The organism is Photobacterium piscicola (genome assembly GCF_900166965.1).
Taxonomy (GTDB): Bacteria; Pseudomonadota; Gammaproteobacteria; order Enterobacterales; family Vibrionaceae; genus Photobacterium; species Photobacterium piscicola.
In genome coordinates this window covers 85,601-100,933 of record NZ_FUZI01000002.1, presented here as the reverse complement: position 1 = coordinate 100,933, position 15,333 = coordinate 85,601, and the positions used below count along the sequence as shown (strand labels likewise).

The 15,333-nt window shown below is 40.2% G+C and carries 12 protein-coding genes; 10 read left to right on the top strand and 2 right to left on the bottom strand.

Annotated elements, in window-relative coordinates:
• Positions 1 to 14: 14 nt before the first annotated feature.
• The 9 genes from cmoM to CZ809_RS06675 all read left to right on the top strand — a co-directional run bounded on the left by cmoM (position 15) and on the right by CZ809_RS06675 (position 12,934).
• A complete protein-coding gene (gene cmoM, locus CZ809_RS06715) occupies positions 15 to 848 on the top strand; it encodes a tRNA uridine 5-oxyacetic acid(34) methyltransferase CmoM (protein ID WP_080156663.1) in 834 nt (277 codons plus the stop codon).
• On the top strand, positions 845 to 2,167 hold the full coding sequence (mukF, locus tag CZ809_RS06710; RefSeq protein WP_080156662.1) for a chromosome partition protein MukF: 1,323 nt from the start codon (positions 845 to 847) through the stop codon (positions 2,165 to 2,167). The genes cmoM and mukF overlap by 4 nt, the downstream gene beginning before the upstream one ends.
• The gene (gene mukE, locus CZ809_RS06705) at positions 2,148 to 2,894 is read left to right on the top strand and encodes a chromosome partition protein MukE (RefSeq protein ID WP_080156661.1); all 747 of its coding nucleotides are present in this window, start codon (positions 2,148 to 2,150) and stop codon (positions 2,892 to 2,894) included. The genes mukF and mukE overlap by 20 nt, the downstream gene beginning before the upstream one ends.
• Complete coding sequence (mukB, locus tag CZ809_RS06700) at positions 2,894 to 7,357, top strand: chromosome partition protein MukB (RefSeq protein ID WP_080156660.1); 4,464 nt, start codon at positions 2,894 to 2,896, stop codon at positions 7,355 to 7,357. Before mukE ends, mukB begins: the two co-directional genes overlap by 1 nt.
• Before the next feature lie 216 nt (positions 7,358 to 7,573).
• Complete coding sequence (locus CZ809_RS06695) at positions 7,574 to 7,744, top strand: periplasmic nitrate reductase, NapE protein (RefSeq protein ID WP_080156659.1); 171 nt, start codon at positions 7,574 to 7,576, stop codon at positions 7,742 to 7,744.
• Positions 7,745 to 7,784: 40 nt separating this feature from the next.
• Positions 7,785 to 8,969 carry a pentaheme c-type cytochrome TorC gene (torC, locus tag CZ809_RS06690; RefSeq protein WP_080156658.1) on the top strand — a complete coding sequence of 395 codons (1,185 nt, stop codon included), beginning with the start codon at positions 7,785 to 7,787 and terminating at the stop codon, positions 8,967 to 8,969.
• A gap of 32 nt (positions 8,970 to 9,001) precedes the next feature.
• Positions 9,002 to 11,482: a trimethylamine-N-oxide reductase TorA gene (gene torA / locus CZ809_RS06685; protein ID WP_080156657.1), complete on the top strand. Its 2,481-nt coding sequence runs from the start codon at positions 9,002 to 9,004 to the stop codon at positions 11,480 to 11,482.
• Between the two features lie 100 nt (positions 11,483 to 11,582).
• Positions 11,583 to 12,038: a group II truncated hemoglobin gene (locus CZ809_RS06680; protein ID WP_080156656.1), complete on the top strand. Its 456-nt coding sequence runs from the start codon at positions 11,583 to 11,585 to the stop codon at positions 12,036 to 12,038.
• 116 nt (positions 12,039 to 12,154) lie between these two features.
• Complete coding sequence (locus CZ809_RS06675; protein ID WP_080156655.1) at positions 12,155 to 12,934, top strand: TSUP family transporter; 780 nt, start codon at positions 12,155 to 12,157, stop codon at positions 12,932 to 12,934.
• Here the strand turns inward: CZ809_RS06675 and CZ809_RS06670 are convergent.
• The gene (locus CZ809_RS06670) at positions 12,885 to 13,730 is read right to left on the bottom strand and encodes a LysR family transcriptional regulator (RefSeq protein ID WP_080156654.1); all 846 of its coding nucleotides are present in this window, start codon (positions 13,728 to 13,730) and stop codon (positions 12,885 to 12,887) included. The two genes, CZ809_RS06675 and CZ809_RS06670, sit on opposite strands and share 50 nt — an antisense overlap.
• A gap of 297 nt (positions 13,731 to 14,027) precedes the next feature.
• Between CZ809_RS06670 and CZ809_RS06665 the strand changes: the two genes are divergently transcribed.
• The gene (locus tag CZ809_RS06665) at positions 14,028 to 14,357 is read left to right on the top strand and encodes a hypothetical protein (protein ID WP_080156653.1); all 330 of its coding nucleotides are present in this window, start codon (positions 14,028 to 14,030) and stop codon (positions 14,355 to 14,357) included.
• A gap of 50 nt (positions 14,358 to 14,407) precedes the next feature.
• Here CZ809_RS06665 and CZ809_RS06660 read toward each other — a convergent pair whose 3' ends face one another.
• Complete coding sequence (locus tag CZ809_RS06660; protein WP_080156652.1) at positions 14,408 to 14,914, bottom strand: MarR family winged helix-turn-helix transcriptional regulator; 507 nt, start codon at positions 14,912 to 14,914, stop codon at positions 14,408 to 14,410.
• Positions 14,915 to 15,333 lie beyond the last annotated feature (419 nt).

The window sequence follows — 15,333 nt, the reverse complement described above, 5'->3', positions numbered from 1 at the left end:
AACGTAAATGAGCCATGAAAAAAGACCGAAATTTTGACGATTTGGCGAAAAAGTTCGCTGACAATATTTATGGCACAGCGAAAGGCCAAATACGACAAGTTGTTGTTTGGCAAGATATTGAATATATATTGCAACAATTGAATGATGCTTCACCCCTGCAAGTATTAGATGCTGGTGGCGGTATTGGGCAAATATCTCAAAAAATCGCTGCGCTTGGGCATCAAGTGACGTTATGTGATCTTTCTAGCGAAATGTTGACACTAGCTGAGCAAGAAATTGCTAAAAATGGCTTAATTGAGCAATATCGGTTAGTGCATTCACCAATTCAAGAAATTAGTAAGCATATAGAGGCACCCGTTGATTTAATTCTCTTTCATGCGGTTATGGAATGGTTGGCTGATCCGATTACAACATTAATGGGTTTATTAGATAACGTAAAACCCGGCGGTGTTATCTCGGTTATGTTTTATAACTATAACGGATTGTTATTTAAGAATCTGATTTGTGGTAATTTAACCCATATAGAACAAGGTATGCCACACCGTAAACGATTTAAATTACAACCTCAGCAAGGAATAAAGCCTGATGATGTATATCAGTGTTTAACTGATGCTGGGTTTGACATAATGGGTAAAACCGGTGTACGCACATTCCATGATTACATGCATCATGATCGAATGGGTGATTACAGTTTCGAACAAGTTCTTGATATGGAGCAAAAGCTTTGTCGTCAGGAACCTTTTTTGTCATTAGGTCGTTATATCCATGTGTATGCGCGTAAGCCATTTACAGAAGTAACACCCACGGTAGTGACAAATTTAAATGATAGCAATAAGGACAAGGGATGAGTGAAGTTACCCAGACTGTTCCTGAGTTAGTAAATTGGGTCAAAAATAATGAATTTGCCCTTAATTTACCAACAGAACGGCTGGCGTTCTTGTTAGCGATTGCAGTGTTAAGTGGTGATCGCTTTGATGAAGAATTAGGGGAAGGTGAGTTGGTCGATGCATTTCGTATTGTGAGCGATATGTTCGGCCAAACCAAGGAAACCCTGGCATTTCGCGCCAATAACGCCATTAATGAATTGGTAAGACAGCGGTTAATATCACGCTTTACCAGTGAGGTTACTGACGGTGCTAGCATTTATCGATTAAGTCCGTTAGCGCTCGGCATCACTGACTATTACGTGCGCCAACGTGAGTTCTCAACGCTAAAATTATCGATTCAGTTAGCAATGGTAGCCGATGAGATCAATAAAGCGGCGACTGCAGCACAAGAAGGCGGTAATGAAAAACATTGGCGTCAAAATGTGCATGCGGTTTTAAAATATTCCGTCGCTGAAATCTTTGATCGAATTGATTTAAACCAACGCGCAATGGATGAGCAGCAACAACAAGTTAAGCTCGATATTGCTGAGTTATTAAATCAAGATTGGCAAGCCGCCATCAGTAGTTGTGAAGTCTTACTTGATGAAACATCATCAACACTGCGTGAATTACAAGATACGTTGCAAGCCGCAGGTGATCAGCTTCAAAGTCAGCTACTTGCGATTCAAGAAGAGATTCAAGGACGTGATGATCTCGATTTTGTTGATGGTATGATTTACATCCTGCAAATGAAGTTAGATCGCATCATCAGTTGGGGACAACAAACAATTGATTTATGGATTGGCTATGACCGCCACGTACATAAATTTATTCGTACCGCAATTGATATGGATAAAAACCGTGCCTTTAGTCAACGATTACGCCAATCGGTGACCGATTACTTCGATGCACCATGGCTACTGACATTTGCAGATGCTGAACGCTTACTTGATATGCGTGATGAAACCTTAATTTTACGGGATGATGAAGTAACTGGTATCGTTCCTGGTGAAATGGAATTTGAAGAACTTGATTTGGTTAACGATCAATTGGCTGAGAAAGTCGGTTTGATGTTAAAAGCACATAAAGCAACAGGTGCACCAATCAACTTGAGTGTTTTACTTAAAGATTATTTGGCACAACATCCGTATGCACAACATTTTGATTTAGCGCGGATTGTGATTGATCAGGCTGTGAGGATGGGGTATTCCGAAGCTGATTTCAATGCCATTCAGCCTGATTGGAAAGCAATTAACGAATACGGAGCCAAGGTACAAGCCCATGTCATTGACAAATATTGAAGAATTTATGCCGGAGAAGTTGGCTAAAGCCATTGCTAACCCACTTTTCCCGACGCTAGATAACGCTTTGCGTTCTGGTCGCCATGTTTCAAGTGAAGATTTAGATAGCCACGCTTATTTAATTGAGTTTGAGAAAGAGTTAGCGATGTTTTACCGTCGTTATAATGCAGAACTTGTACGTGCACCGGAAGGTTTTTTATACTTGCGCCCACGTTCGACCTCATTGATTGGTCGCTCAGTATTATCTGAAATTGATATGCTCGTTGGTAAAGTCTTATGTTTTCTTTACCTTAGCCCTGAGCGTCTAGCTCACGAAGGTATCTTTACTAACCAAGAATTATTTGATGAGTTGTTGGTATTAGCAGATGAACAAAAGCTAATGAAACTTGTCACCAACCGCGCTTCAGGTTCAGATCTTGATCGTGAAAAGCTGTTTGATAAAGTAAAAACAGCGTTACGTCGTTTACGTCGTTTAGGAATGCTTATTCCTATTGGTGAAAATGGCAAGTTCCGTATTAGTGAATCTGTTTTCCGCTTTGGTGCTGATGTACGTACGGGTGATGATGTTCGTGAAGCACAGTTACGATTGATTCGTGACGGTGAAGCCGTGGTTCACCAGCAAGCGTCAAGTCAATCAAGTCTGCTTGATGATATTGACACTAATAATCAAGAAATGCTTGAAATGCAACAAGATGTAGAGCAAGCGGGACAGGAGAGTAGTATTTAATGGAACGCGGCAAGTATCAATCGCTCACCATGATCAACTGGAACGGCTTTTTTGCGCGTACTTTTGATATTGATAATTTGGTGACAACGCTTTCAGGCGGTAACGGTGCAGGTAAATCTACCACAATGGCAGCGTTTATCACGACATTGATTCCAGACCAAAGCCTCCTTCACTTTCGTAATACCACTGAAGCGGGAAGTTCAAATGCTTCTCGTGACAAAGGCCTTCACGGTAAATTAAAACCCGGTGCCTGTTACGCCGCTCTGGATGTGGTTAACTCAAAGCAACAGCGTATTATTTTTGCGGTTAAATTACAGCAAGTAGCTGGCCGCGATAAGAAAGTAGATATTAAGCCATTTTTGATTCAAGGCTTACCATCGCATATCAAACCTGCTGAAATATTAGTTGAAACGATTTCTGAAAATCAAGCCCGTGTTCGTCAGCTTAACGATGTCAAAGATCTTGTTAGTCAGTACGAAGGGGTGCAGTTTAAAACATTTAACTCGGTAACGGACTACCATGTACAAATGTTTGAAATGGGCGTGTTACCGAAAAAATTACGTAATAGCCAAGATCGTTCAAAATTCTATCGTCTGATTGAAGCTTCTTTATATGGTGGTATTTCAAGTGCGATCACCCGTTCATTGCGTGATTATTTATTACCGCATAACTCTGGGGTGAAAAAAGCGTTCCAAGATATGGAAGCCGCCTTACGTGAAAACCGTATGACGTTAGAAGCGATTAAATTAACTCAAAGTGATCGTGACTTATTTAAGCATTTGATTTCAGAAGCAACTAATTATGTTGCAGCTGACTATATGCGCCATGCTAATGAGCGTCAGCAAAAATTAGAACAAACCCTGCGTTTACGTGGTGAGCTTATGGGTTCACGCCAAACGCTGATTGATCAGCAGTCATCGTTAAATAACATGAATGCTGAGTTAGCGGAGCTAACGGATCAAGAAAGTGCATTAGAACAAGATCACCAGTCAGCGTCTGATCATTTACAGTTAGTTCAAGCAGCAGTTCGTCAAGCTGAGAAAATTGAGCGTTACAAAGAAGATCTTGAAGAGCTAACAGAGCGTCTTGAAGAACAAGTGATGGTGGTTGAAGAAGCGGCAGAGCAATTAGCAATAGCCGAAGAACAATCACAGCTAACAGAAGAAGAAGTTGATAGTTTAAAAACCCAGTTAGCAGACTACCAGCAAGCATTAGATATGCAGCAGACACGTGCGCTGCAATATCAACAAGCATTACAAGCATTAGAAAAGGCGCGCCAGCTATCTGGTGATCCTCAAATGCTGGCTGATCAAGCGCCACCGTATTTATCGCAGCTTAAACAACAACAGGAACAACAAACAACGGCTTTATTGGCATTAAAACATAAGCTTGATATGTCATCAGCTGCCGCGCAGCAGTTTGAAAAAGGCTTAGCGATTGTGACGACAATTGCCGGTGTTGTCGATCGTACTAATGCGAGTGATAAAGCGCGTGAGCTAATAGAGCATGGACGTCAACTTCGTTCTGTTTCTGAACGTGGTGATCAACTTAAAGCGCAATATCGTGATTTAGAGCGCAGTGTTCGTAGCCAACGTCAAGCTATTGAGTTAGCTGGCGCGTATACGAAAAAGTTTGCGATTACTATTGATGGTGAATTGGCATTAGCTGAAGAACAAGCGCGCCATGAAGCAACCTTAGAAAGCTTAGAGCAAGATCAAGCAAGCTTAGTCGAGCAGCGTAATGACATGCGTCATAACGAGCAAGGCTTAGCTGTTCGTATTACTGCACTTGAAGCTTCAGCTCCTGCGTGGATTGCTGCATCAGATGCATTAGAGACACTTTCTGATCAAGCCAATGTTGAGTTAATTAGCAGCCAAGCTGTTATGGATGCGATGCAAGCAACACTTGATAATGAACGTCAAGTATCAGCGCAGCGTGATAAATTAGCGCAACAGAAGCAAACTTTAGAGCATGATATTGAGCATTTGGCACAGCCTGGCGGTAGTGATAATTCAGGTTTACGTACATTAGCTGATACGCTTGGCGGAACCATGTTATCTGAAATTTATGATGACATTACGCTTGCTGATGCGCCTTATTTCAGTGCGATGTATGGTCCATCGCGCCATGCTATTATTGTGCCTGATTTAAGCGGTATTAAAGAAAAGCTGATTGCTCTAGATGATTGCCCTGATGACCTTTATATCATTGAAGGTGATGCTGACTCATTTGATGATAGTGGTTTTGATGTTGATGAACTTGAGAATGCGGTATGTGTACATCTCAATGATCGTCAATTGCGTTACTCGCGCTTTCCTAAAGTACCACTGTTTGGTCGAGCTGCACGTGAACAACGGTTAGAGTTTTTACGTGATGAACGTGATCAAGTGGTAGAAGATCATGCAAAAGCGGCATTTGATTCGCAAAAGCTGCAACGTTTATACCAAAGTTTTAATAGTTTTGTGGCAACCCACATGGCGATTGCATTTAATGCCGATCCTGAGGTTGAACTAAAACAAGCTCGTGATCAGCGTAATCAGATCATGCGTCAGTTAGCAGAGTCACAAGCACAAGAGCAACAACAACGTAGTCAACTGGCCGCAGCACGTGAAGGCTTAACCTTATTGGGTAAATTAAACCCAATCGTGACATTGCTTGAAGATGAAACGCTAACTGAACGTTTTGCTGAAGTTGAACAGCAACTTTCGCAGATGGATGAAGCACGTAATTATCTGGATCGTTACGGTAAAGCATTAATTGAACTTGAAGGGTTAGTATCAGCACTTGATGCCGATCCTGAGCAGTTTGATACATTACAAGCTAATTACGAAGCGGCTGATCAAAAACTGCAACAATTGAAAACATTAATCTTTGCGGTTGCAGATTTAGCTGAGCGTCGTCATCACTTTAGTTATGCTGATTCAGTTGAGTTATTGAATAAGAGTTCAGAGCTTAATGAACAGCTAAAACTAAAATTAGCGACAGCAGAGCAGCAACGTAATACTGCTCGTGCAAGTTTGAAGCAATCACGTGCGCAAACCAACCAATATAATCAGTTATTGGCATCACTGAAAAGTTCGCACCAGGCTAAGAATGAAACTGTGCTTGAGTTTGAACGTGAACTGCAAGAGTTAGGTGTGCGTGCAGATGTTGAAGCTGAAGAACGTGCATTAGTACGTCGAAATGAACTCAATGAACGTTTGCACAGTTCACGTAATCGTCGTAGTACATTAGAAAAATCAACCACGTCAATTGAGCTTGAAATGAAAGGCTTGATGAAGCGTTTACGTAAAGTGGGTAAAGATTACCAAGACTTCCGTAAGTTGGTTGTGAATGCTAAAGCGGGTTGGTGTGCGGTATTACGTCTTGCGCGTGAAAGTGATGTTGAACGTCGTTTACATCGCCGTGAAATGGCATACATGTCAGCTGACGAATTACGTTCATTATCAGATAAAGCGCTAGGTGCGTTGCGTCTGGCGGTGGCTGATAACGAAAACTTACGTGATGCATTACGTGCCTCAGAAGATGTGGCGCGTCCTGAGCGTAAAGTGTTGTTCTATATCGCCGTGTATCAGCATCTACGTGAGCGTATTCGTCACGATATTATTCGCACCGATGATCCTGTTGAAGCTATCGAAGAAATGGAAGCTGAGCTTGGTCGTTTAACAGAAGAACTGACCGCTCGTGAACAACGTTTAGCCATCAGTTCAGATTCTGTAGCAAATATTATTCGCAAAACAATTCAGCGTGAGCAAAATCGTATTCGTATGCTTAACCAAGGCCTACAACATGTTGGTTTTGGACAGGTATGTGGTGTACGTCTTAACGTTAAAGTACGTGAAACGCATGAATCGTTACTGCTTGGGTTACTTGATCAAAAAGACCAACATAACGATTTATTTGGTAATCAGCGTCTAACGTTCTCAGAAGCGATTGCGAAATTATTCCAGCGTTTAAATCCACATATTGATATGGGTCAGCGCTCACCGCAAATTCTAGGTGAAGAGTTACTGGATTACCGTAACTACCTTGAGCTGAATATTGAAGTTAACCGTGGTACTGATGGTTGGCTACAAGCAGAATCAGGTGCGTTATCGACGGGTGAAGCGATTGGTACAGGTCAAGCCATTCTATTGATGGTTATACAAAGCTGGGAAGAAGAATCTCGCCGTTTACGCGGTAAAGATATTATTCCTTGCCGTTTATTGTTCCTCGATGAAGCAGCGCGTTTAGATGGTAAGTCTATTGCGACCTTATTTGAGTTATGTGAACGTCTAGATATGCAATTATTGATTGCGGCCCCTGAAAATATCAGTCCTGAAAAGGGCACGACCTATAAATTGGTACGTAAAATATTTAAAGACCGTGAGCATGTGCATGTGGTGGGTTTACGTGGTTTTGGTAATAAACCCAAGGTTGCTGAAATGCCAGTACAAACATTATTGGATATTGAACCTGTGTAAACACACTTATACCAATAGAATCTAGTGAGTTGTTATAAAAAGCCAGCAGTGATGCTGGCTTTTTTTATGGCTGTTATTTAAGTGAGTAAGTCCAAATTGGCGGAACTTATTTGTAGTTTGATCGTGAAGGTTAATTATCATTGACTATAATTTCATCAACCCATTGTTATTCGTGAATGGTATATCGCTATTGTAATGATTATTTAGAGGTCGATTATGGCTAGTACTGAGATTACCGAGCAAGAACGAGGTCGCTATGAATGGTGGGCCTTTTTATTCATTATTATTCTGTTATTTCCGTTGTTATCCATAGCATTAGTCAGTGGTTATGGTTTTACGATATGGGCGTTACAAGTGTTTGTTTTTGGTCCTCCAGGGCATGGGTAGGTTGTAATGTTTCGATGAAATAAACAACGGAGGGAGAACGATGGTGACGTTTATAAAAAAATTATGGTTAACCTTTTGGCGTCCTGCTGCGAAGATAAGTCTTGGTGTACTGACCCTTGGTGGGTTTGTTGCTGGTGTTATCTTTTGGGGTGGGTTTAATACTGCGTTAGAAGTGACTAATACTGAAAAATTTTGTATTAGTTGTCACTCAATGCGCGATACCGTTTATCCAGAATTACAAGGCACCATTCACTGGGAGAATAATGCAGGAGTGAGGGCAACGTGTCCTGATTGCCATGTTCCCCATAATTGGACCGATAAAATAGCCCGTAAAATGCAGGCCAGTAAAGAAGTGTTTGGTGCAATTGTCGGCACTATTGATACCCCGGAAAAATTTGAAGCGAAGCGGTTGGAGTTGGCTCAGCATGAGTGGAAGCGATTTGCGGCGAATAAATCTTTAGAATGTAAAAGCTGCCACAGTTACGACAGTATGAAATGGGATGAAATGTCGCCACGGGCACAAGTACAGATGAAGCAAGCGGCTGCAAAAGATCAAAGCTGTATTGATTGTCATAAAGGGATTGCCCACCATTTACCGTCAAATATGGATTCATCAGGCGGTATGATTTCTGAATTAGCGGCTGTAGCACAAAATACAGATTATGAGAACGGTAATACTTATTACAGCATGCAGTTTATTCCTATGTTTGAAGATGAGGCAAAAACCCAAGATGGTGGTTCATTAGAGCCTGCATCGGGTGTCAAAGTTGTCGCTGTTAAAGATGACATGCTACAAATTGAGATCAGCGGTTGGCGTAAGGAAAAAGGGTTTGGCCGCGTTATTAATCAAGATTTTGGGATGAATATTCCTACCGCAGCATTAAGCAAAACAGCAGCTCAAAATAAAGATATTGTTAAAGGGACGACCGAAAAAGAAGATGATGTTACCGGGCTTAAATGGCAACAAGTCACAGCGACGCTATGGGTAGAAAAAGCGAAGTTTGTGAGTAATGTTAATGATATTTGGTCAGTTGCCCAATCAGCTTATAAAACTAATTGTAGTGTCTGTCATACTCAACCTGCCGAAAATCATTTTGATGCCAATACGTGGCCGGGAATGTTTAATGGCATGTTAGCTTTTGTAAATTTTGATACCGACAGTGAAGCCATTGTTTTGAAATATTTACAAAATCATTCATCAGATTTTGCAAAAGATAAACATTGATAGCGTATCCCGTTTAAAAAGAGGAAAGATCTATGTCTTTGAGTCGGCGTAAATTTTTACAAGGGTTAGCGACAACCAGTGCCGCTTCTGTGATTGGCCCAGGGTTATTATTACAAGTTGCACACGCGAGTGATACTAATACGCCAACAGCCGATGCGCCGGGCATTTGGAAAGTATCGGGCTCTCATTGGGGTGCATTTCGAGCACGAATATATAATGGCCAAGTCGCTGAAATAAAACCGTTAGAATTTGATAAAAATCCTACCGATATGTTAAACGGGATCAAAGGCTTAATTTATAGTCCTTCACGGGTGCGCTATCCGATGGTGCGCTTAGATTGGCTCAAGAAAAATAAATATAGCGGTGAAACTCGTGGTAATAATCGCTTTGTACGGGTGACATGGGATGAAGCATTAGATTTATTTTATCAAGAATTACAACGGGTACAGAAAGATTACGGTCCTTGGGCATTACATGCTGGTCAAACAGGATGGCGAGAAACAGGACAGTTCCAAAGTTGTACGTCGCACATGCAACGAGCTGTGGGTATGCATGGTAACTTTATTAAGAAAGTCGGTGATTACTCAACCGGTGCAGGCCAAACCATTTTACCTTACGTATTAGGCTCAACAGAGGTTTATGCCCAAGCAACCACATGGTCAACCATACTTAAAGATTGTAAGACATTGATATGGTGGTCAAATGATCCGATTAAAAATAGCCAAGTAGGATGGCAATGCGAAACCCATGGTTCTTATGCTTACTATGAGCAATTAAAACAGAAAGTGGCTGATGGCAAGATCCGCATGATCTCGGTCGATCCTGTGGTATCAAAATCGCAACAATATTTTAATTGTGAACATCAATACGTTAATCCTCAAACTGATGTGCCTTTCATGCTTGCCATTGCGCACACATTGTATAAAGAAGATTTGTACGATAAGCAATTTCTAGAAATGTATACACTGGGGTTTAATGAGTTCTTACCTTATTTATTAGGCACAGGTAAAGACAAAATAGCTAAAACGCCAGAGTGGGCTGAACCTATTTGTGGTGTTAAAGCTGATGCGATTCGAGAATTTGCGCGTAATTTAGTGAAAGATCGTACTATGTTGATGTTTGGTTGGGCAGTGCAACGTCAACAGCATGGTGAGCAGCCGTATTGGATGGGGGCGGTGTTAGCCTCCATGCTAGGTCAAATTGGTTTGCCTGGAGGTGGTGTGTCTTACTCGCATTTTTATAGTGGGGTTGGATTACCTTTTAGTACCGCGGCCGGGCCGGGTGGCTTTCCGCGTAATGTCGATGAAGGTCAGCAGCCTATCTGGAATAATACTGATTTTAAAGGTTATAGCTCAACTATTCCCGTTGCTCGATGGATTGATGCCATTATGGAACCGGGTAAGAAAATTCAATATAACGGCAGTGATGTCGTATTACCTGATATTAAAATGATGGTGTTTAGCGGCTGTAATCCATGGAATCACCATCAACAACGTAATCGTATGAAAGAGGCATTTAGAAAGCTGCAAACGGTGGTGAATATTGATTATACATGGACACCAACGTGCCGTTTTTCTGATATTGTTTTACCGGCTTGTACACAATTTGAACGTAGTGATCTTGACCAATATGGTACTTACTCAACCAGTGGTATTCTAGCGATGCACAAATTGGTTGATCCATTATATCAATCAAAAACCGACTTTCAGATATTCACTGAATTAACAGAGCGTTTTGGGAAAAGTAAGCAATATACTCGTGGTATGACTGAAATGCAGTGGATAGAACAACTGTATAATGACTGCCGCAAAGCAAATAAAGATAAACATGAAATGCCAGAGTTTAGTCAGTTTTGGCAGCAAGGATTAGTGGCGTTCCCAACCGATCAAACCTACGTTAGTCACGCGGCTTTCAGAGAAGATCCTGAGATTAATAGTTTAGGTACACCTTCAGGCTTTATTGAGATTTATAGCCGTAAAATTGCGCGTTATAACTATGAACATTGCCAAGGCCATCCGATGTGGTTTGAAAAAGAAGAACGTTCACACGGTGGGCCAAAATCAAATAAATTCCCATTTTGGTTACAATCATGCCATCCCAATAAACGTCTACATTCACAGATGTGTGATTCTGAAGACTTCCGTAATACCTATGCCGTAAAAGGGCATGAACCCGTTTATATCAATCCTGATGATGCGAAGAAAAAAGGCATTAAAGATGGCGATATTGTGAGAGTGTTTAATGATCGTGGGCAGTTATTAGCCGGCGCTGTACTTTCAAGCCATTATCCAACAGGGGTGATTCGTATTGAAGAAGGAGCATGGTTTGGGCCACTCAATAATGATATTGGCGCTATAGATACTTATGGTGATCCTAATACATTAACCATTGATATTCCAACCTCAGAGCTTGCTCAAGCAACCAGTGCTAATACAGTAGTGGTTAATTTTGAAAAGTTCACGGGCAAAGTACCTCCTGTTACCTCTTTTAGTGGGCCTTTGTATGTGAGTTAATTAAAAATGTGATCAACAATAAATAATAAAGAGTGGCTATGGCTGCTCTTTATTTATTTCTTATACTATAAAAAAAGGATTTTAATAAAGTGATAATGAAATGGTTGATAAAGTTGAGTTCCCTGAAGGTGATGATTTTTCAGGTGTAAAAAAGCGTAATGTCCCGAAGTTTGAACAAGGAGAGAGCATTTTACAGGCGGCGGGTGGTGAGATCGGTGTACAACAACTTGTTACTGATTTTTATTACTATATCGAGAGCTTACCTGAAGCGGCAACGATACGTGCTATGCACAGTGATAATCTGACTGAAGCTCAGCAAAAACTGACAACGTTTTTGATTGGTTGGATGGGAGGGGAAGACAATTATATCGAGCGCTATGGACGCATGAACCTTGCTAGTGCTCATCACCACTACCATATTGGCTTAGCTGAAAAACAAGCATGGCTTATGTGTATGCAAAAAGCCGTTGATGACCAACCGTATGATGAGTTATTTAAGCGTTTTATTATGGTGCAATTGTCTTTTCCTGCTGAGATCTGCCGTAATCAAAATTAGGCTTCATAAACCCATTCCAAACCGGAATGGGTTGCTATCCTAGCTTTCACTGTTCGATATACTTAATCACCGTTATTATTCTGCTATTAGTATGTTGATTAATAAAGTGATCGTAAATGGAATTAGGTATAGATGTATTAGTTATTTTATTTTGTGTGGCGTTAGCGGCCGGATTTATTGATGCAATCGCTGGTGGTGGAGGAATGCTCACAGTGCCAGCTCTCTTGTCTGTTGGGATTCCACCGGCTCAAGCATTGGCAACCAATAAATTACAAAGCTCATTTGGTAGTTTTTCAGCATCTTGGTATTTTGTCCGTAATGGATTAGTTAATCTTAAACAAATGCGATTGGCTATAGGCTGTACGTTTGCAGGTTCAGCTGCGGGGGCTGTGTTAGTGCAGTATATTGATGCGAGCATACTGACAAGCCTTATTCCTATTTTATTAGTTTGCATTTCACTGTATTTTTTATTTTCCCCTAATATTGGTACCGGGGGAGGCACTCCTAGATTATCAGAAGCGGCTTTTGCATTTTCAGTAGGCACAAGTATCGGTTTTTATGATGGTTTTTTTGGCCCAGGCACAGGTTCATTTTTTACAATTTGTTTTGTTGTTATTGCTCAATTAGGGCTAGTAGAAGCGACCGCTCGTACTAAAGTTTTAAATTTCACCTCTAATATTGCAGCGTTAATATTGTTTATTTTGGCTGGATTACCTGTTTGGAAGGTGGGGTTAATAATGGCTGTGGGTGGTTTTATGGGGGCGCGATTAGGCGCACATGTTGTTATTAGTAAAGGTCAGCGTTTTATTCGACCAATGGTTGTTATTATGTCGATGGGAATGGCGATCAAGTTGTTGTGGCAACAGCACCCGCAATGGTTTCAATTAGTTTTTTAACACGCGGTAATTTATAACTATTTTGACGGTAGATTAGATGGATTGGCCGAGTTAGTTCTGCTAATTCTTCAAATTCAAAACAGAATTTAGCGTGAATGTTTAAAGTTTTGACTATTGAATTAGGCACTAGAGCAGGTAACATACCTGCTAGTGCCAATTGTGCAGCAGCTGTGTAAGAGTCCATTTCCATTATTGGCATGATCCCTTGCTTTTGCAGTATTGCAGCCTGAGAGATATTGGATGGGTTTTTTAAATCATTGGTAACAATAGCGGTCGGCAGTGTAAGTAGTGGTTGATTAAAAACCACTTTAAAAGGCTCATCCATCAAATGCTCTGCAATAAAGCGCGAGTTAGCTGGTAAGTGCCCCGCACAAAAGCCAATCGATGCCTTACCTGATTGAATGTTTTCAACAATGATTGGTGTATGATGCGTTGTAATCGCAATGTATTTATCATGTTGAAAATACTGTCCGAGTGCATGTGATAAATATCCTGCCACTAAGGTTTCAGAGCAATCAATCGTAATAATACTTTGATCGTCTATATTTTGATGTTCAAAAATCAGCCCTCGAATTTCATTAAAACTAGGCCCAACGTTTTTAATTAATGCATACGCATCGGGGGTTAGTTTTATTAACCTTCCTGCTGGAACAATCAACTTTGTTCCTAACGTTGTTTCTAATTTAGCAATCCGTTTGCTTACTGCTGATTGGCTAATATACAGCCGACTGCCAGTGCGACTCATAGTACCTTCTTCCGCGAGTACTAATAACGTTTCAATACCTTCAAGTAACATTGGTTGATTCCATTGATGAAAGAGAGGAATCAATAATACGGGATGATAGCGACTGAGGCTAGGTGAGAAAAAGAAGAGTGTGTTATGGAACGTATAATGTTTTAAAGATGTAAGTTGAGTGTATAGAGGTGATGTTATTGCTGTTTGGTTTATCAGTAATAATAACAGGGATTAATAAGTAAAATATTGCCTAACTCTATGTAATATCTATTATTTGATCGCGTTAACAACTTGCTGATTAAATATGTATTACTATAAATTAATGTTTATTTTTCATTGATAAATAAGGATATTACAATGATAAAATCCCCACCATCGTTACTTAATTCGATTTGCACTTTAGATTTGCTAAGTCAGCAATTAAGTATTTTGAGTCATGCTCAGAACACTGATTCAAACGCACAAGTTATTACTCAATTAGCGTTATCAGAACAGGAACAAATACTGCTCATTCGTATGAAAGTTGAGGCAATAAAACAGGCTTTGGATTGTGCTTTATCAGCGGTTGAGGTACATGATGAAACAGCAATTAAACAAGCATTATTATTAGCAATGTATGAGTTAACTCAACAACAAGTGCCATCAACGTTGATGAAGTATCAGGTTGATCCTGTATTAGCGGGATAACTTTTATTCAGTAAAATAAAACCGACAACAATGTCGGTTTTTAATTGCTGTTATTCGTCGTCAGAGCTATCTACATGCAATTTTTCTTGCTTTGTAATACTACCAACTTCTAATAATGGTGCGGCATCGAGGTGCTCTGCATTCATCATAGTTGAAATACGTTGTACGGAAGAAAGTAGTAGTGATTGTTCCCAATCTTCTAACTCTTGATATTGAGAAATAAAGCTGTCTTGTAATGGTAATGGTGCTTTATTAAGTAACGTTACGCCAGCCTCTGTCAAATGAGCGTGGACTTTGCGTTTATCAAGTACACTCCGTTGACGAACAACTAAGCCTCGTTTTTCTAAACGGTCAAGAATTGTTGTTGCTGTTGCTTGACTCATATTGGTGTTATTAGATAGCTGACGAATAGTAATCTCGCCTGATCCACGAATTGCACGCATTAATACTAACTGTGGACCAGTCAGTCCGGCATTCTTATTCAACTTTCTAGAATGTAGGTCAATTGCTCGAATAATTTGTCGCAGAGCAATCAATACTTCTTCGTGCCTATCCATCTAACTCTCCAATTAAATCTGTATGTAATAACGCTATAAAATCATTCTAATGTAGAAGGTACTTTCATGATGAGAGTATACAAGAATTATAATGTTTTCATTGGTCTTTATCTGTATCTAGTTAATTTATTTATAGATAAAAGGAATTATGTGTCATTGATTTTACATTTAAGTGTTTCAAGGTTGTAAATTCAAGCTGTTTATGAAAATGAGAGCTATTCTTATCCTTGTATCGAGGGGGACATTACATACAATATGAGATAACGCAGTGAGGTTAATTGACTGGATATTGTTATTGTACTGTTGATGTGCATAACACGCACTTTTAGGCTCTAAGATTAATCTTCAATGAAAAGAAATTGTTATTCTAAATATTGAATAATATTTGTATTTCTAAGATTTGCGAATATGTTTTTATT